A 20,221-nucleotide genomic window follows, 5' to 3' on the forward strand; every position below is an offset into this window, starting at 1 on the left:
ACAATAGACGGAAGTAGATATAAAGACATATGTCTTAGTGCCCAAATTCTTCCTCATACCCCTATAGTACCACTTTGAATCAGGGAAGTTAACCTTTTTTTTGAAATATTTGTCGTAATAGTTGAAAAAAGCTTGAATCTTGCTTCTTATTAATGAAATGGTTTCCCTTTATAATATATGATAGGATGTAAACCTATAGATAATGAGGAAGTGAACCTATTGATTAATATTACTGTGCCAACACCAGATGTCATCATCACGAAGCAGGCTGATCCACAGCTTAGCCACATTTATGGATTTACCGATTTCCACCTGATTACACGGGAAAAAGGCGGTATCTTCATGTTTTACAATGCTGCTGATGAGTTGTTATTTGTCGGGAAAGCACGAAAATTAAGACCGCGCATCAAGAAACATTTTGAAGATACGGTATCACCAATGAAGTCACACCGCGAGGAAGTAACTACCATCGAAGTGTGCGTAATTGAAGATCCGGTGGACCGCGAAATTTACGAGACCTATATCATCAACACGATGCGTGCGAAATACAATGTAGATAAAGTGTTATACAAATAAGTATCTCGAATGTGCCCCAAGAGCGATAAGAATTGGAATCAAATGATGGAATGTGCTGAATAAAGTGTAAAGTATTTTTCGCAAAGTTTTGGGACATATAGCCTATGGCTTGCGTCAACAGACAAGGATGTGATCTGCGGATTGCATCCCACGTCTGCTTAAAAGCATTAGAATTTTTATTTTTCAATATGTAATTTAATATGTAGTTCGTAGAAACAGCAATGTAGAACCTAGAGATGGTAGTACAGGATTAACCAAATACATAGAAGAGGTGATTGTTTTGATCGGACGTAGCGGTAACCCTACACTCAAAGATAGTACGTTTGAAGACTCCAGAGGATATGGAGATGATCGATATCAGACTAGAATGACGATTAACGGTACGGTAAACAAGGCGTTTATTACACTGGTAATCCTGCTGGGCAGTGCATTTGCATCCTGGATGATGTTTTTCAATGGGCAGGAAGTACTTCCTCTTGCATATGGAGGGGCGATTGTCGGATTTATCCTCGCATTGATTATTTCATTCAAACCTGTTGCAGCGCCTTATCTTGTGCCGATCTATGCCGTTGCGGAAGGGATGTTCCTCGGAGCACTCTCGGCTACGTATGAATACTTGTATAACGGCATTACGCTGCAAGCTGCTTTGCTGACCATGGCCGTCTTTATTGCTCTGCTGATGGCATACAAGACAAGACTGATCAAAGCTACGGAGAATTTCAAGCTGGGGGTTGTGGCAGCAACCGGAGGCATCATGATTATGTATCTCCTCAGTTTTGTTCTTGGTTTTTTCGGGATTACCGTTCCCTATCTGCATGACAACAGCCTGATCGGAATCGGCATTTCTGTCGTCATCGTCATTGTGGCCGCACTGAATCTGGTACTTGATTTTGATTTTATTGAAAGTGGTGCCGACAACGGTGCTCCGAAATATATGGAGTGGTACGGTGCATTTGGATTGATGGTTACGCTGGTATGGCTGTATCTAGAAATTATTCGTCTACTCGGCAAGCTGCGGAGCCGGGATTAAATTCAATTCAAATTTTTACAAACTTAATGTTGCAAAATTCGTCATCAAAAGCTAACTCGTGCCCAAAACACGCAGTTAGCTTTTTTGCCTTTTACGCGATAGTCTCAACATCGAACTGTGTACATTCTTCCATATATGGATTGACTGAATGGAAAAGAATGTGATATTTTAATTGATAATGATTATCATTTTCGTTAGTCTAATATAGTACCGGCTGTATTGCCCTGTACATTTCATATCAAACCGATCAAGCAGATCGAAAGGAGTGGCCTCATGTTACTGGAAAATGATTCGCAGACCCCTGCGCACTTACCCGTTACCGGCCGCAGTCCCAAGACGGATCTTGCCAAGGTAAAAGTATATATGGATGAGCACTATGACGAACCCTTGTCTATTGCGGATCTCGCCCACAAAGCCAATATCAGTGCGAAATATTTCGTGGACCTGTTCAAGAAGACCTACGGGCAGAGTGCAATGGAATATCTGACCGATCTTCGCATCAATCGTGCGAAACGATATCTGAAAGAAACAGGATACAAACTTCGTGAAATCGCGCTGAGAGTGGGCTATAGCGATGAGTATTATTTCAGCCGCAAATTTAAAAAAGAAGTGGGCGTATCTCCTTCGGATTATGCCAAAAATGCGAGAATACGCATCGCCACCTGCTCCTCCAGCATTATTGGACAGCTGCTGGCGCTTAATGTCATGCCTGTCGCTGCACCGATTGACCCCAAATGGACCGCTTATTATTATAACGCGCACCGAACAGAGATTCAGTCACATTTGAGACTGACAGACCCGTATACCAGCTTGAGATTTGAAGCCAACGTGGAGCGTTTGGTTCATATCCGGCCGGACGCTATTGTCGGTACGGATCAGATCAGTGACCAGGATCAGGCCAAACTGGCTGAGATTGCACCTTGTTGTTTTGTACCGAAGTATCACTTGGATTGGCGTGCGCAGTTACGCATGATTGCTGCTTTTTTGGAACGGGAAGAACAGGCAGAGCAGTGGATTGGTGTATACAATCAGCGAGTGGAGAAGGCACGGGATTCCGTAAAACAGAAAGTGGGCCGAGAGAAGGTCATCGTTGTCCGGGTGTATGGTCAGCACCTTTATCTGTATCGAAATCCGGGCATTGAAGAGGTGTTGTACAATAATGGATTACAACTGGAGACGTTTCCCGATGTTCAGGCCAATACACGGTTAACATTGGAACAACTGGCTGCACTAAATCCAGATCGGATTCTTGTTATGGTGTGTCCTGAGGCCGCATCGCGGGCGTATTGGCTCAGTCTACAGCACTCGCCGGTATGGCGTCAGCTTAAGGCAGTAAGGCAATACCAGATTCATCTGATCACAGGTGACCCCTGGTTTGACTACTCTGCCGTAGGCGTGATGCGCATGCTGGATGAAGCGCTCCTGATTTTCACGGGATATTGTCCAAATGTATATCTGGATAACGTCCATGGTGATTCCCGGGCTACATGACATATAATCCATCTATCTAAATGAGAATGTTTATCAAGGGGGATATGTCATGTTTCAACAGAAAAAAGGTAACGGACACCGTTCCGTTCGTCCATTTCGTAGTACCGGTTTCTCGGCCTTGCTCGTAATGGTATTGATTACGGGTTTGCTGTCTGCCTGTGGTTCAAAATCAGAAGTTGAGGGAGAAGCACAGAAAGAGCAGCCAACAACGGAGGCTTCGACCACGGCCTCATCAGGGACTGCTGTAACCGAAGGGAATACGGAAGAAACCAAAGGAGAACGAACTGTCAAAGATGATCTGGGACATGATGTTATCGTTCCTGAGCATACGGAGCGTGTTTTTGCACCTTATCTGGAAGACTCTCTGCTGACGCTAGGCGTTAAACCGGTAGCTCAGTGGGCGAGTGGTACGCAAGGCCATGTTTACCTTAAGGACCAGTTGAGCGGAGTGCCAACACTGGATTTCTCCAGTGGTTTGCCTTCTCCTGAAGCACTAATGGCGTACAATCCGGATTTTATTATTCTACACACGGCCCAATATGCTGAGAACGGTGTATATGAGAGTTATTCGAAAATTGCACCAACCTACGTATTTACGAATGCTTCGGGTGATGTAGAGAAGTCTTTGCAGGTGATCGGTGATCTGCTGGGCAAAACGGCTGAGGCCGAAAAAGCCATTGCAACATATCATGCGAAGGTAGATGATGCTAAGGCCAAGCTCGCCAAAGTTACCGAAGGCAAGAAAGCAGCGATCATTCGTTTTGCACCTCGCGGGATCAGCATGATGGGTGGTAACTACTTTAGTGGTTACGTGGTATATCAGCAATTGGGGCTTGGCAAGCCAACACTGGTACAAACGGAGAACAGCGCAACGGTATCGACCGAGGTGTTGCCTGAGATTGATGCCGACTTTATTTTCACGGTGGAACAGGGTCCGGGGAGCATGAAGGAAATGACGGATACCAAAGTATGGAACAGCATGCCAGCCGTTAAAGCTGGAAATGTATACGCAGTGGAGCCCGCTCCGTGGCTGGGCGGCGGATTGATTGCTTACGGTCATGTCATTGACGACACGCTGAAGGCGTTAACGCAATAATAGAGGCAATCCATTGATGTATTGATCACAATATGAGAAATGTAGCTCCCTGCGGAGTGCCAGAAACCGGACAAATTCCAGCGTTTTAGGCATTCCGTGAGGGAGTTTTTTTATTTTAGGAGTAACCAAGTCAGTTACAGAAATGTGGAAATATGGAGATAATCAAAATCATTTCTGGATATCGTCCATGGGACAGCCGGATTTACTCTTTTATAATTGGTAATGAGAATCAATCTCATACATTTCAATAATTATATTAAACATAACAGTATAAGTTGAGTTTATGAACTACACAGAAACGGAGACGTCAGAAAAAACCTGGAGAAGCGAAGCGTTCGCCTTTATCTCCGGATTTCTCCCTTTATAAGAGGGGATAGAGGAAATCTGGAGATAACAGCGATTGGAAGGTTATTCTGACGGTGGAGTGTATGTGTAATTCAATATTCAACTTATATACGCAGAACAACGAGGAGGAACCATCCGTAATGACGTTTCAACCCAATCAACCCGCATCTGGCACCCTTGAACATATCGCACGCAGTACAGTACAGATTCCCCGTGCCGAACAATGGACCATGAAGTCACGCAACGGCAATCATGCCTATCAGATCATGGTATTCCAACCGGCAGAAGCGCCACCACCTTCGGGGTATCCGGTGATCTATCTGCTGGATGCCAACTCGGTGTTTGGCACGATGGTCGAAGCTGTTCGTGTACAGGGCCGCAGACCGGAGAAGACCGGAGCACTTCCGGCCATTGTTGTTGGCATTGGGTATCCAACGGCGGGCCCTTTTTCGCCGCACCGTTACTATGACTTTACCCCGCAGGCCACAACGGAATATACCCAGAATTCGGACGGAACACCTTTACCGAAACAGGGTGGAGCCGATGAATTCTTGCAGTTTATCGAAGAAGAGCTGAAGCCGGATATGGAACAGCAGTATCGGATTGACCGGAGCAGACAGGCTATTTTTGGCCATTCCCTTGGTGGATTGTTCGTATTGCATACGCTGTTCAAGAAACCAGAAGCTTTTCGCTATTACATTGCGGGTAGCCCTTCCCTTCACTGGAACCAGAACGTCATGCTGGCGGAGGAACAGGAATTTGTCGCACGGCTGGAAGAGCATCCCGTGAACGTCAATGTGTGGATTGGCATGGGTGAACAGGAGAAGACGCATCCTGCCCGCAACAATGATAAAGCTTCGAGTCTTACAGAACGGTTATCTGCGCTGAATCAGCCGGGTCTGGACATTAAATATACCGAGTTTGAAGAAGAAAACCATGTATCCGTATTGCCATTTCTGATTAGTCGTGCTATTCGTTTTGCCTGCAGCCCGGAGTCGTAGAAGGGAAGAGGCGACAGTATTTCTCAATTAGAGGTATCGGTATGGGAGATTGGGCGAAAGGCAAGTGGAGTGAAATGTTATGGATTTACGGATGATCCAATCAGATTCAGCAGGATAACATATCTCTCCAAACAGGAGAGGGAGCAGTGATGCAAGGGAGGAACGGGAGTGAGTTACACAGGAATTGATGGAAAAGTAGCCGTAGTCACCGGTGCTGCACAAGGCATTGGTGAAGCCGTGGCGAGATTGCTTGCCGAGCAAGGCGCTATTGTTGCAGCTGTCGACATACGAGAGGATCAGTTGAATCAACTGGTCACAGATCTGCATAGTCAGGGTTATCAAGCAACAGCCTGTCCTGTGGATATATCTAATCGTCAATTCGTCGAAGATGCAATCCAGCGTATTGAGAATACATTAGGTCCGATTGGCATTTTGGTGAATGCAGCGGGAGTACTATACACGGGGGCTGTGAGTGAGCTCCGCGATGAAGAGTGGACAAGAACTTTTGACGTGAATACACATGGTGTATTTTACATGTCACGTGCTGTGGTGCGATACATGGCCGAACGTCAGTCGGGGGCGATCGTTACTGTCGGTTCAAATGCTTCTGGTGTGCCCCGGATGCATATGTCCGCCTACGTAGCCTCCAAAGCGGCTTCAACCATGTTCACCAAATGTTTGGCTCTTGAATACGCCTCAGATCATATCCGCTGTAACATTGTATCTCCAGGTTCGACGGATACCGATATGCAGCGTGCATTGTGGGCGGATGAGCAGGGAGCACAGGCCGTTATCGCGGGTTCCCAGCAAGCATACCGACTGGGCATACCACTGAACAGGCTGGCGTTGCCATCGGATATAGCGGATAGTGTGCTTTTTTTGGTATCGGATCAGGCTAGACATATTACGATGCATAACTTGTGTGTGGACGGAGGCGCCACGCTAGGTGCCTGAATCAAGATAAGGAGATGATAATCATGTCAAAAGCGGGTACGGTTGCTGCAACTTCCGCCTTACACCTTCTGGAACAATATCGGGAGGGGACGTCCTTTTTCTGGTCTTCACCGCAACATACCCTGTTAGCTCAAGGGGAACAGATCCGATGGTCTGCCATGGAGGTATCGGAAGGGAATACAACGGATTCCATGGGCGCGGTTAATGTTACTGAACAAAAGCGGAAGGAAGAAACGCAGCTTTTCATTAACCGGATGGAGCAGTTGATGGAAAAGGCGAGACGCTCGGGCCAAACGAAACCGATTGTGGTCGGCGCCATTCCGTTCGATCCGATACATTCTTCTGCAGAGCTATTCGTGCCAGAGAAGATCCAATGGGCTGATCCTTTATCCCCGGACGCCAGAGCATCGGTGGAAAAACGCCCAGCTGCAGTGGGTTGTGAGGTACGTGAAGAACCTGCCGGAGCTATATTTCAGCAAAGCGTAAAAAACGTTTTGTTGGATCTAAATCAAGGCAATCTCCACAAAGTGGTGTTATCCCGTACACTGCATGTGACTTCACAGACGATTGTGAACACGCATCAGTTACTCCGTAATTTGTTCAGGGATAACACACACGGATATACATTTGCTGTTCCGATGACGAAACTCTCTCTAGCAAAAGGTGATATAACAAAGAATAAACGCGCTTATGTGGAGGCGGAAAAAGAAACTCATCGGACTTATATCGGAGCGAGTCCCGAATTGCTGGTTACCCGGAAAGGGTCCAAAGTGAGAGCCAATCCACTCGCTGGGTCTGCTGCCCGGAGTGATGATCCGGCTGAGGACCGTCGCCGTGCAAAAGCACTGCTGGCTTCCGCCAAAGATCGCCATGAACATGCAGTAGTCATTGAGGCTGTGGCGGAAGCGCTGCGTCCGTTGTGTAAGCAGCTATCCGTCCCGGCAGAACCCTCCTTGATCCAAACACGAACCATGTGGCACTTATCTACGGAAATTCACGGGGAGCTTGCTAATGTGAACACATCATCACTGGAACTTGCGTTTGCTCTCCACCCTACACCAGCAATTTGTGGAACGCCTGTACAGGCCGCTCGGGAAGCCATCCGAGAACAGGAACCGTTTGAACGGGGATTATTCACCGGCATGGTGGGCTGGTGTGACAGTGAGGGTGACGGCGAGTGGGCTGTAACGATCCGATGTGCGGAAGTGGAAGGGAATACGCTTAAACTGTTCGCTGGCGCGGGTATTGTGGCAGGTTCTACAGCCGAAGCGGAGCTGGCAGAGACCTCAGCGAAATTCGGAACAATGCTGCTCGCCATGGGTTTGGATTCATCTGTGTCCAGTATGAAGGAGGAATGAATGATGCTGTCAGGATTTCAGGCCTGGCCTGAGGAAGTTGCCGAACGTTATCGTCAGGAAGGCTGCTGGGAAGGAATTACGTTTGGAGAGATGCTCCGCCAGCGCGCTGAACTATATGGCAATCGAGTAGCCGTTATCAGTGGTGAACAACAATTAACCTATGCGGAGCTGAACGATCGGGTGGATCGTTTGGCCGCTGGCTTATATGCCAAAGGAATACGACAGCATGATCGAGTTATTATCCAGCTGCCCAATATTACGGCGTTTATCGAGGTGTGTTTTGCCTTATTCCGCATTGGTGCACTGCCTGTATATGCACTTCCCTTACATCGGAAGAGTGAGATTACGTATTTTGCCCGTTTCTCTGAGGCCGTAGCATACGTGATACCTGATCAGGATGGAGGGTTTGATTACCGCACACTGGCCGAAGAGGTTCAGGCTGAGGTTCCGGGACTTCGGCATGTATTCGTGGCGGGGGAAGCGGGGCGGTTTATGGCTTTGGAGGATGTTTATACAGCACCAGTCACACTGCCGGATGAGCCAGTTTCTTCGGATGTTGCTTTTCTACAGTTGTCTGGTGGAAGTACCGGGCTGTCCAAAATGATTCCCCGCACTCATGATGACTACATCTACAGTTTGCGGAGAAGTGTGGAAGTCTGCGGACTTACCCCAGATAGTGTCTACCTGGCCGTTCTGCCTATAGCACATAACTATCCCATGAGCTCACCCGGCTTTCTGGGTACGCTGTATGCGGGTGGAACCATTGTACTGTCACGCGGGTCCAGCCCGGATGAAGCTTTTCCACTCATTATGCGCCATAAGGTAACCATAACGGCTCTTGTACCACCACTTGCACTCATATGGTTGAATGCGGCGGCTACCCTGGGGATTAAACTTCCTTCACTTGAGGTGCTTCAGGTTGGTGGAGCCAAATTCAGCGCCGAGGTGGCTGCACGTGTCCAACCCGTCCTAGGCTGCACCTTACAGCAAGTGTTCGGCATGGCGGAGGGGCTGGTGAACTACACCCGTCTGGATGATCCGTTGCATGTGATTGTTAACACTCAGGGCAAGCCGATGTCTCCGTATGATGAAGTACGAATTGTGGATGAAGAGGACATGGATGTGGAACAAGGACAATCGGGGCATTTACTGACAAGAGGACCTTATACGATTCGAGGTTACTACAAGGCTGATGAACATAATGCCAGATCGTTTACCACGGACGGTTTCTATCGTACCGGAGATATTGCCAGTCTTACGGCTGATGGATATCTCGTTGTGGAAGGACGGGCGAAGGATCAAATTAACCGTGGCGGCGATAAAGTGGCCGCCGAGGAAGTGGAAAATCATCTGCTGGCGCATCCTGCTGTGCATGATGCGGCTTTGGTATCCATGCCGGATGAATATCTGGGCGAGCGCTCCTGTGCATTTATCGTGCCGAGCGGTGAAGCTCCGTCAGCTGCCGAAGTGAAATCTTTTCTACGTAACCGGGGTCTGGCCAGCTATAAAATACCGGATCGGATTGAATTTGTGCAGTCTTTTCCCAAAACTCAAGTTGGCAAAGTAAGCAAAAAAGCGTTGCGTGAGATGATTACGGCTAAACAGCCCATATCCTAATTGTTATTTCTGATAGATAGCATTACAGCGCAGTGATGAACATGATTGTGATAAATAAAGCTGAAAAGAGGGATATTCATGGCACTTCCAAAGATTCAACCCTATGCAATGCCTGTAGAGTCGGAGCTTCCCGTCAACAAGGTAATGTGGACACCGGATGCGAAGCGCTCGGTACTCCTGATTCATGATATGCAGCAATATTTTATGAACGCCTTTACGGCAGGGCAATCCCCTGTTGTGGAGCTGATCGATCATATTTCACAACTTCGTTCAAAGTGTCATGAGCTTGGCATTCCGGTGGTCTACTCCGCACAACCGGGCGGACAGACTCCGGAGCAGCGTGGGTTACAGCTGGACTTTTGGGGTGCGGGAATTGATGGAGGACCTGTGCAAAAAGAGATTATTGATGCGCTCGCACCCGCTCCCCAGGATACGTTCATGACCAAATGGCGATATAGCGCCTTCCAGAAAACAGACCTGTTTGAACTAATGCAGCGGGATGGCCGCGATCAACTGATCGTTTGCGGTATTTATGCACATATCGGATGTCTGATGACCTCTTGTGAAGCCTTTATGAGAGACATTCAGGCGTTCCTGGTTGCGGATGCAGTAGCTGACTTCTCGGCGGAAAAACATCTCATGGCCCTGACGTATGCAGCAGAAAGGTGCGCGGTAACACTGACAACCGGACGTTTACTTGAATCTCTAAATGATTCTGCCGCTGACGGAAATGAAGGAGCACTGAAATCCGAAGTGGGTGAGCAAGGGGAGCGCTCCTATGCTGCATCTGCTCAGGTGGCTGTATTGGAGGCTGAGCAGCAAACGGCATCCGCAGCAGAGCCAATTCAGGACGGAAGTCATGGCGTTGAACAAGTCACGTTGGAAGCATTGAGAAATCAGGTTGGAGAGATGCTCCAGGAGCAGCCTGGCAACATTGGAGAGCACGATGATCTGATTCAGATGTGGGGACTGGATTCCATTCGTATTATGAGTCTGGCTGAGCGCTTTCGAGTGGAAGGAGCGGGGGTAACGTTCGTGGATCTGGCGGAGCTGCCTACATTGGCTGCATGGGCAGCATTGCTTGATAAGGCCCAAAATAAGGTGCTTCCGAACGGAGACTACTTTTGAGCGGGGCCGTGCATACGTCGCACAGTCGGGACACGGCTTGGCCCCTTTCCTCTGCACAGTCCGGCATCTGGTTCGCTCAGCAGTTGAATCTGGACAATCCGATGTACAATACCGCCGAGTATGTGGTCATCGAGGGTAGTGTAGACACCGGACGATTCGAAGAAAGTGTGCGACAGACCGTTTCGGAAGCAGAATCGCTGAATATGGTTTATGGCGAAAATGAACAAGGTCCATGGCAGTCTTTGAACAGCAACCCGGATCATTGGACATTTCATGTTATCGACGTGAGGAAGGAACCGGAGCCACACACAGCAGCACTGGCCTGGATGGAAAATGATCTGGCCAATCCCGTCAATCTGGCGACAGGTCCACTCTTCACGGAGGCATTGTTCCAGGTGAGCCATGATTGTTATTACTGGTATCAGCGCATCCATCATATCGCGATTGACGGATACGGCGTTTCGCTGATTACCCGCAGGGTGGCGAGCCTATACTCCGCAAGTGTACGAGGAGAAGCTGTAGATCAAGTGCAGCAGGGGGCATCGTTTGGCTCATGGACGGCCGTTCTTCAGGAAGACGAGGCTTATCTTGGCTCCGTGGACAAAGAGCAGGATCGTCAGTTCTGGATGGATCGGTATGCAGATGAACCGGATGTAGTCAGTCTGGGGGAACGGGCTCCGCGAACCTCTACCTATTTCCTGAGACAGAGCGGTCTGCTTACACACTCGCAGCGTGAGCAAATACAGGCGGCAGCGGCAAGGTTCGGTGTGACTTGGCCGGATTTGTTTGTAGCGGCAACGTCCATTTACGTTCACCGAATGACAGGGGCGACCGATGTTGTGCTGGCCCTGCCCGTGATGTGCCGTTTGGGATCAACATCCCTGCGGGTTCCGGGTATGGTCATGAATGTGCTTCCGCTGCGTCTCAACGTAGAGTCGGATCTGACCGTGTCAGAGTTGCTGAGACAGGTTGTACAGGAGATTCGGGCGGTACGAAAACATCAACGCTATCGGCATCAGGATCTGCGGCGTGATCTGAAGCTGCTTGGAGAGAATCGTCGCCTGTTCGGACCCATGATTAATGTCATGCCATTCCACCATGAATTAAACTTTGCAGGGCAGCGCGGCATGATTCACAACCTGTCCACGGGCCCGGTAGACGATCTGTCCATTCATGTGGTGGACCAAGGGCATGGTCATGGGCTGAGTATTGATTTTGATGCGAATCCGTCTATCTACAATGATTCCGAACTGCAGAACCATCAGCTTCGTTATATGCAGCTGCTGAACTTGGTAATGCAGGAAGGCATGGAGACGGAGACGGTGGGACGACTGGAATTGCTGCTCCCTGCCGAACGTGAACAAGTATTGGTGACATGGAATGGAACGGGAGGGGTGACGGCCGATAGCAATTCAGCAGCACTGTTTGAACAGCAGGTCCGCCGCACACCTTCTGCAACGGCGCTGACATTCGAAGGGGAGTCTCTGACATATGCGGAGCTGAATGAACGAGCGAATCAGTTGGCTCATGAATTGATACAACGATATCAGGCAGGACCGGAACAGCGGGTGGCCATTGCTCTGCCTCGTTCGCTCGAAGTGGTCATTGCCATTGTGGCTGTCCACAAAACGGGGGCCGCCTATCTGCCGCTTGACCCTGACTATCCCGAAGAGCGTCTGATCTACATGTTGGATGATGCCAAGCCTGCTTGTGTGGTGACGGTGATGGACCATGTTTCCAGTCTGCCGACAATATCCAGTGTACCGATGATGGTCATGGATGAACCGAATACTGCTACGGCAGTGAGTCGCCATCCTGGAAGTAATCCCGAAGGTGAAGATCTGACAAGTACAGCTTCTCTGCACAATCCTTCGTATATTATTTACACTTCTGGCTCCACAGGTAAGCCCAAGGGCGTAGCCGTAACCCATCTGGGGCTGGCGAATCTGCTTGAGGATATGAAGACGAGATTACAGGTTGGTCCGCAGGACCACTGGCTGTCGGTGACTACGATTGCTTTTGACATATCCGTACTGGAAGTATTTCTGCCGCTTACAACGGGTGCCCGGCTGGATATTGCACACAAAGAGACGATTCTTGATCCGGTAGCTCTGGCTGGGAAGATGAGAGAGCTGGGAACCACCATCATGCAGGCTACGCCTACGTTATGGCAGTCTTTGGTGACGAGCCGCCCAGGACGATTCGATGGGCTAACCGTGATTACCGGAGGAGAGGCGCTGACGGAGGAACTGAAGCTTTCTTTACAGGAACTGGGGTGTCACGTCAATAACCAGTACGGCCCGACCGAGACGACTATTTATTCCACGGCTGCCTCGTTCGACACAGGGGTGATGGGGAAACCGTCGATTGGTGGTCCGGTTCGCAACACGCAGCTATATGTGCTGGATCAAGGCTTAAAGCCAGTACCCTCGGGTGTAGTAGGGGAACTCTATATCGCAGGCGAAGGGCTTGCGCGCGGGTATTTGGGCAGGCCTGATCTGACCGCAGAACGCTTTGTAGCCAATCCCTTCGGTCAGCAAGGCAGTCGGATGTACCGTACAGGAGATTTGGCGAAATGGCTGCCGGATGGTTCTATCGATTATTTGGGTCGTGCAGATCATCAGATCAAAATTAGAGGTTTCCGGATAGAACTGGGCGAGATTGAATCGGTAATCTCCAGGTATCCTGGCGTAGCTCAGGTCACGGTCATGGCTCGCGAAGACCAACCGGGAAACCAGCGATTGGCAGCGTACGTAGTGGGTGAGTCTGAACTTGAGAATCGTATGGATCTGGCAGAACTAAGAGCTTACGTGGCGGATGCGTTGCCGGATTACATGGTGCCTGCTGCATTCACACTACTGCCCGAGATGCCGTTGACACCGAATAAAAAGATCGATCGCAAACGGCTTCCTGTGCCTACTTTGCTGTCAATTGCCAATGGACGGGAGGCGCGCACGCCACAAGAAGAAATTCTGTGCAGTCTGTTCGCTGAGATTCTTGGTGTTGGTCGTGTGGGCATTGACGATGATTTCTTTGAACTGGGTGGGCACTCCCTGCTGGCTGGACGAATTACAGCACGTATCCGTGATGTATTCGGTGCAGATCTAACGATTGGCAGTGTATTTGAAGCTCCAACCGCCGCAGGCCTAGCCAAACGATTGGATCAGGCGAAATCGGTGAGACCTGTTATTCAGCCTGTTTCACGTCAGGGGGAGCTTCCGCTCTCCTTTGCCCAGCGGAGGTTGTGGTTCATGTATTGTCTGGAAGGCGCCAATCCGACGTATAACATTCCGCTGGTTGCCCGGTTGGCCGGGAAGCTGGATACGGATGCTCTGGAGAACGCCCTGCAGGATATTGTAGACCGTCATGAGACATTACGAACGTTGTATCCGCCTGAAATGGGTTCTGCGAGCCAGCATATTCTGAATGCTGCTGACGTCAAAGTGAAATTGAATGTAACCGCTGCTACGGAGCAGGGGCTTCCCGAGCTTCTGACAGAAGCGTCACGCTACAGCTTCCAGCTTTCCACTGAACCAGGCATTCGTGCCGAGTTGTTCAGAATCGGCGCTGATGAGCATGTGCTGTTGTTGCTGCTGCATCATATTGCCGGGGATGGATGGTCATTGTCACCGCTCATCCGCGATCTGTCGGTGGCTTATGCATCACGCTTGCGGGGTTCTTCACCTGCCTGGGAGCCGCTGCGCATTCAATATGCCGACTATGCGGTGTGGCAGGAGAGATTGCTAGGGAATGAGAACCAGCAGGACAGTCTGATTGCAAGACAGATGGAATTCTGGAGCAACCAGCTGGCCCATTTACCGGAGCAGGTTACATTCCCTACGGATTACGCACGTCCAGTCGTGTCCAGTTATCGCGGTGGGTCAGTGCCTTTTACGATCAGTCAACGTTTGCATGAGCAATTGATGATCATCGCACGTGAGAATAAAGTCAGCCTGTTCATGGTGCTGCACTCGGCACTGTCCTTGCTGCTTACCCGAATGGGTGCAGGAACGGATATCGCGATAGGAACACCGATTGCCGGACGGAGCGATGATGCGCTGGATGAAGTCGTGGGTATGTTCATTAACACCCTTGTGCTGCGCACAGATACTTCAGGTGATCCAACATTCCGTGAGCTGCTGGCTCGTGTGCGGGAAGTCGACCTGGCTGCATATGAACATCAGGATCTGCCCTTTGAACGGTTGGTTGAAGTATTAAATCCGCCTCGGTCGCGTTCCAAACATCCGCTGTTCCAAGTGATGCTTGTGCTGCAAAATACACCGGATATTCGTCTTGATCTACCGGATATTGCGGCGGAAACCCGCATTCATGGTGTGGGTTCATCCAAATTTGATCTAACCCTTGAGCTGACAGAGCAGCGTGAGCATAACGGGTCTCCAGGCGGAATTGAAGGTGTGCTGGAATATAGTGCAGATCTCTTCCGGGAGTCTACTGCAGGTGAACTTGTGGTCCGATTGATGCAGGTGCTTGAAGATGCAGTGCAGCAGTTGGATGAGCGAATCAGCAGATTTCATGTCGTGACCCCAACAGAGCAGGCCCAGCTTGAAAAAGAATGGTCCTTTACGCTGAGTGAGGATGCACAACTGACCATAGCCGAGCGCTTTGAAATACAAGCAGCGGCTCATCCGGAAGCGACTGCCATGACCTGTGAGGATATCACCTTGAATTACAGGGAGCTGAATGCAAGAGCCAATCAGCTTGCCAGATTACTGATCGCTCAAGGCGTGGCACCGGAACAAATGGTTGCGCTAGCCTTGCCTCGTTCTGTTGAAATGGTTGTGGGCATTCTCGCTGTGCTAAAAGCAGGAGCCGCTTATCTACCACTTGACCCCAATTATCCGGCAGATCGGTTGACACATATGCTGACAGATGCAGCACCGAAAGTAATGGTAACAAGTACAGAGGTATACACCTTGCTTCCGCAGGTGGCAGAAATTCAGTGTATTAATATGGACGATTTGCATACTTTGCAGCAATTGGAGATGCTGGATGATCGAAACCCTGCGGATAGTGAACGCAATGGGCGTGTAACACCTCTGAACCCGGCTTACATGATCTATACCTCGGGTTCGACAGGCAAGCCTAAAGGGGTCGTTATTCCGCATGCCAATGTCATCCGTTTATTGGATGCCACGCAGCACTGGTTCCATTTTGACGCGAGTGATGTATGGACCTTGTTCCACTCCTATGCATTTGACTTCTCCGTATGGGAAATCTGGGGACCGCTGCTGCATGGAGGGCGATTAGTCGTTGTTCCTCATGAGATTAGCCGTTCACCTGGAGCGTTCCTGCAGTTGCTTGCTGAGCAAAAGGTGACCGTATTGAACCAGACGCCATCCGCATTCTACCAACTCATGCAGGCTGACAGGGAAAATCCGGCCTGGGGACAGCAGCTTGCACTCCGTTATGTCATTTTTGGAGGCGAGGCACTGGAGCTTGGGCGCTTGGATGATTGGTATGAACGTCATGCTGATGATGCGCCAAGACTCATCAATATGTATGGCATCACGGAGACGACGGTTCATGTCAGCTACCAGGAACTGCATGCAGGCAGTTCTACGGAAGGCGCGAGCAGCTGGATTGGATGCGCCATACCGGATCTTCGGGTATATGTGTTGGATGATCAGCTTGAGCCTGTACCAACAGGAGTAACCGGAGAGATGTATGTAGCCGGAGCGGGTCTGGCTCGTGGTTATTGGAAACGACCTGATCTTACAGCTGAGCGATTCGTTGCTGATCCATACGGTCCACCAGGCACACGTATGTACCGGACAGGAGATCTGGCGAAGCGTCTGCATGATGGCTCGCTTGATTATTTGGGGCGGGCGGATCAGCAGGTGAAAATACGGGGATTCCGCATTGAGCTTGGCGAGATTGAAGCGGTGCTGGCAAGGCATTCAAGCGTGGGCCAGGCTGCTGTAATTGTCCGTGAGGACCAGCCGGGGGATAAACGTCTTGTAGCTTATATCGTTCCGGCTTCGGACACAGGGACGATACCGGAATCGACTGCCTTGCGTCGTCATGCGTCTGCCAGCCTTCCGGATTATATGGTTCCATCTGCGGTTGTAGCGATGGAGAGCCTGCCGCTTACAGCTAATGGAAAGCTCGATCGCAAGGCACTACCCGCACCGGAAATGCAATTAACGACAGGTGGCAGAGCGCCTCGCAACCCGCAGGAGGAGATCCTCTGTGATTTGTTTGCCGAAGTATTGGGCATGCGAAGTGTTAGCATTGACGACAGTTTCTTCGAGCTGGGTGGTCATTCGTTACTGGCTGTTCGCTTGATGAGCCGCATTCGTGAAGCGATGGGAAGGGAGCCGGGTATCGGCATTCTGTTCGAAACAGCTACCGTAGCGGGGCTGGTGGAGCGATTGGAGATGGATAGCGATTCCGGAAAAAGCTCGCTTCAAGTTCTGTTGCCGCTCAGAACGCATGGGGAACATCTGCCTATATTCTGTGTCCATCCTGCAGGAGGACTTAGCTGGTGTTATGCTGGGCTGATGAAACATCTGGGCATGGAATATCCGCTCTATGGGTTACAGGCCAGAGGAATTGCTGAGTACGAGGAACTTCCGTCTACACTGGAAGATATGACAGCAGACTACATCCGCCATATCCGCTCGGTACAGCCTGAGGGACCTTACCGTCTGCTTGGCTGGTCTCTCGGAGGTAACGTAGCCCAGGCTATGGCGGTACAACTGCAATCGGAAGGGGAAGAAGTGGAGTTTCTTGCCATGCTGGATGCGTATCCGAGCCACTATCTGCCGATTCGCGGAGAACCGGATGAGGAAGAAGCCTTAACGGCATTGCTTGCACTGGGTGGTTATGATCCGGACAGCATTGGGGATGGGCCGCTGGATATGGCAACGGCTATGCGCAAATTGCGCAGTGAGGGCAGTGCACTGGCAAGTTTGGACGAAGATACGATCATGAAGCTGCGGAAGACCTATGAAAATTCCGTACGGATCTTGGGGGCCTATACGCCATCCCGATTCGAGGGGGATCTGATCTTCTTCCGTTCCACCATTATTCCGGACTGGTTCGACCCGATTGAACCGGAAATGTGGAATGCGTATATCGGGGGCCAATTGGAACGTCATGATATCGCTTGCCGTCACAAGGACCTCTGTCAGCCTGGACCGCTGGAGGAAATCTGCCGAACACTGGCCGCCAAGCTGGAAGAGCTGAACAAGCGCGAAATTCAACATAAATAGGAGGATAAGGCGATGAGCAACCCATTTGAATATGAAGACAGCAATTATCTGGTGTTAATCAATGAGGAGGGGCAATACTCCCTCTGGCCTGCATCCCTTGAAGTACCCGCAGGTTGGACCGTGATGCTTGGCAAGGCCAAGCGCCGGGTGTGTCTCGATTACATCGCCGAGCAATGGACAGATCTGAAACCGTTAAGCCTCTGTGATGAAATCGGTATGCCTGGAGCCGTTCATGAGGCTAGCAGATGAAATTCGGTCTGAATCCCAAGGTCATTGTTAGCATCGTCTATGTGTTAGCGATGTTTATGGTGGCTATGGATGGAACGGTCTTGAACGTAGCATTACGAACCATTAGTGAGGAGCTGGGGGTTCCCCCGGCTGCTTCGGGTACCTTGAATGTGGGGTATTTGGTGAGTTTGGCTGTATTCCTGCCTGTCGCCGGGTGGCTTGGTGATCGATGGGGAACGAAACGAGTTTTCTTATCGGCACTGGCACTGTTTACGGTATCCTCTGCACTGTGTGCGACGGCCGATCAATTAAGTACGCTGACGTTCTTTCGCATTTTGCAGGGTGCAGGGGGTGGTCTGCTTACTCCTGTGGGGATGGCGATGCTGTTTCGAACCTTCCCTCCCCGGGAACGGGCCAAGGTATCTCGAATGCTCGTACTGCCCATCGCGCTAGCCCCGGCCCTGGGGCCGATTGTTAGCGGATTGATTGTGGACCAGCTCTCTTGGCGATGGATCTTCTATGTGAATCTGCCCGTCGGCATTCCAGCGGTAATCTTCGGAATGATTTATCTGAAGGAGCACAAAGAACAGGGAGCCGGTCGACTGGATGTACCGGGGTGGTTATTATCTGCCCCAGGACTCGCTCTGACGATGTACGCTCTTAGTCAGGGTCCACTGCGAGGGTGGACTTCCCCTCTTATTATTGGAGCTGGTCTGACGGGAATCATCCTGCTCACGTTGCTTGTGTTTGCCGAACTGCGCGCGAAGCAGCCTTTGCTTGATCTCCATTTGCTGAAAGACCGTTTATTCCGCTATTCGGGTCTGGTGTCGGTATGTGGAGCAGCGGGTCTGCTGGGCATGTTGTATGTATTTCCGCTGATGTATCAAAACGTGCTTAACGCCTCTGCGCTGGAGACAGGACTAACCACATTCCCTGAAGCTCTGGGACTTATGATCGCTTCGCAGCTTGTGCCCTGGACATATCCTCGGCTGGGTCCGCGTAAGCTGATATCCATGGGTTTGATCTGCACGGCTGTGATTTTCATTACGCTTAGTCAGATTACAGTGGATACGAATCCGTGGTTCATTCGTTCCTTATTGTTCGGCGTGGGGATCTTCCTGGGGCAGACGGTAGGCGCGGTACAGATTGCTTCTTTTGCCCGAATACCGCCTCCTTCCATGGGACGAGCCTCCACCTGGTTCACGGTGCAAAATCGGCTGGGTTCCGCCATTGGAATGGCGTTATTGTCTGCTGTTCTGGCTGGCGTGGGTACAACGACGGTGACTGCGGCTGGAGCGATGGAGCCGAATATGCTGGCGTACCGTTTGGCTTTGCTCGGGGCTGCTGCGTTTTTGTTAATTGGCCTATGTTTTGCCCTGAAAATCAGCGATGCTGACGCGGCTGCAACGATACGGAAAAACAACGGTCAGGGTCTCTTTCGGAGGCAAAAGAAATCTCCATCATTGACGCAGGAATCGTCTGTACAATCGAAAGGTTAAGTCCTGTAGCCTGGCAGTTGAACATGCTATCTCTTCAGATCAGGAGTACGTGTATGCAGTCCATTGAATATTAAAAAGTCCCTGGCGGGTTCGCCGGGGACTTTTCGGTATTTCTACATGCGTGCTAGTTCATCAATCTACAATAAAATCTAAATTGCTATGTTTATTACATTCTTTTCTAAGTTTATGCTGCTCGAGCAATAATCTGATTTCTCTCAAGAACCGCTTGAGACTCAGCATTTGCAGGACGGTAGCCTTTTTCCAGCAATTCTTTAATGTAAATTTTGTTGTAAACGAAGGAGAATACGATTCCACTAACCCAAGCTCCGATGCCCACAGTGAAGACTCCAAGAGCAACACTAATCAAAAACATGATGGCAGCCCATTTCAAATCACCACGGAAAAGCGCAGGAAAAAATCCAAAAAAGAGTGTTGTCCAGCTGAAACCAACCTTAACGTTTTTGGTCACACCTGCATTGTTTTGCAAAAAGATATGCATTTGTCCACTTCCTTCTAAAATAATAAATGGAGAGAGAATCGAGCATTAACAAGTATGTACTGTAGAAAATAGTTATAAATACCTGATCTATATTACCTACTTCTCTTCCTTTTGGTCCTATAGTACCATTAACTGGACAGAATGTTAATCATTTTTTTGAAAAT

General features: G+C 49.9%; 13 protein-coding genes. 12 read left to right on the forward strand and 1 reads right to left on the reverse strand.

Annotated elements, in window-relative coordinates; translation table 11 throughout:
- Positions 1-219 precede the first annotated feature (219 nt).
- The 12 genes from AC4PM4_RS09645 to AC4PM4_RS09700 all read left to right on the forward strand — a co-directional run bounded on the left by AC4PM4_RS09645 (position 220) and on the right by AC4PM4_RS09700 (position 19,558).
- Complete coding sequence (locus AC4PM4_RS09645) at positions 220-576, forward strand: nucleotide excision repair endonuclease (RefSeq protein WP_090994431.1); 357 nt, start codon at positions 220-222, stop codon at positions 574-576.
- Positions 577-856: 280 nt separating this feature from the next.
- Entirely contained in the window at positions 857-1,606 is a 750-nt protein-coding gene (locus AC4PM4_RS09650) for a Bax inhibitor-1/YccA family protein (protein ID WP_063565881.1), read from the forward strand.
- Between the two features lie 273 nt (positions 1,607-1,879).
- Positions 1,880-3,097, forward strand: a complete 1,218-nt coding sequence (locus AC4PM4_RS09655; RefSeq protein ID WP_491613469.1) for an AraC family transcriptional regulator — start codon at positions 1,880-1,882, stop codon at positions 3,095-3,097.
- A 49-nt stretch (positions 3,098-3,146) separates the two neighbouring features.
- Positions 3,147-4,193, forward strand: coding sequence for an ABC transporter substrate-binding protein (locus AC4PM4_RS09660; protein ID WP_491613470.1), 1,047 nt, complete (start codon positions 3,147-3,149; stop codon positions 4,191-4,193).
- A gap of 485 nt (positions 4,194-4,678) precedes the next feature.
- On the forward strand, positions 4,679-5,539 hold the full coding sequence (locus AC4PM4_RS09665; RefSeq protein WP_491613471.1) for an alpha/beta hydrolase: 861 nt from the start codon (positions 4,679-4,681) through the stop codon (positions 5,537-5,539).
- 168 nt (positions 5,540-5,707) lie between these two features.
- A complete protein-coding gene (locus tag AC4PM4_RS09670; RefSeq protein WP_090809252.1) occupies positions 5,708-6,493 on the forward strand; it encodes a 2,3-dihydro-2,3-dihydroxybenzoate dehydrogenase in 786 nt (261 codons plus the stop codon).
- Between the two features lie 23 nt (positions 6,494-6,516).
- A complete protein-coding gene (gene dhbC / locus AC4PM4_RS09675; protein WP_491613472.1) occupies positions 6,517-7,851 on the forward strand; it encodes an isochorismate synthase DhbC in 1,335 nt (444 codons plus the stop codon).
- A 3-nt stretch (positions 7,852-7,854) separates the two neighbouring features.
- Positions 7,855-9,468, forward strand: a complete 1,614-nt coding sequence (locus AC4PM4_RS09680) for a (2,3-dihydroxybenzoyl)adenylate synthase (protein WP_269054283.1) — start codon at positions 7,855-7,857, stop codon at positions 9,466-9,468.
- A gap of 78 nt (positions 9,469-9,546) precedes the next feature.
- Positions 9,547-10,596, forward strand: coding sequence for an isochorismatase family protein (locus tag AC4PM4_RS09685; RefSeq protein ID WP_491613473.1), 1,050 nt, complete (start codon positions 9,547-9,549; stop codon positions 10,594-10,596).
- Positions 10,593-17,831, forward strand: a complete 7,239-nt coding sequence (locus AC4PM4_RS09690) for an amino acid adenylation domain-containing protein (RefSeq protein WP_491613474.1) — start codon at positions 10,593-10,595, stop codon at positions 17,829-17,831. Before AC4PM4_RS09685 ends, AC4PM4_RS09690 begins: the two co-directional genes overlap by 4 nt.
- Positions 17,832-17,843: 12 nt before the next feature.
- Positions 17,844-18,080, forward strand: a complete 237-nt coding sequence (locus tag AC4PM4_RS09695; protein WP_072733826.1) for an MbtH family protein — start codon at positions 17,844-17,846, stop codon at positions 18,078-18,080.
- On the forward strand, positions 18,077-19,558 hold the full coding sequence (locus AC4PM4_RS09700) for an MDR family MFS transporter (protein WP_491613475.1): 1,482 nt from the start codon (positions 18,077-18,079) through the stop codon (positions 19,556-19,558). The genes AC4PM4_RS09695 and AC4PM4_RS09700 overlap by 4 nt, the downstream gene beginning before the upstream one ends.
- A 184-nt stretch (positions 19,559-19,742) precedes the next feature.
- Here the strand turns inward: AC4PM4_RS09700 and AC4PM4_RS09705 are convergent, their stop codons facing one another.
- Entirely contained in the window at positions 19,743-20,057 is a 315-nt protein-coding gene (locus tag AC4PM4_RS09705) for a hypothetical protein (protein WP_024629712.1), read from the reverse strand.
- Positions 20,058-20,221 lie beyond the last annotated feature (164 nt).

Source organism: Paenibacillus sp. MDV22-iso6 (assembly GCF_058408365.1).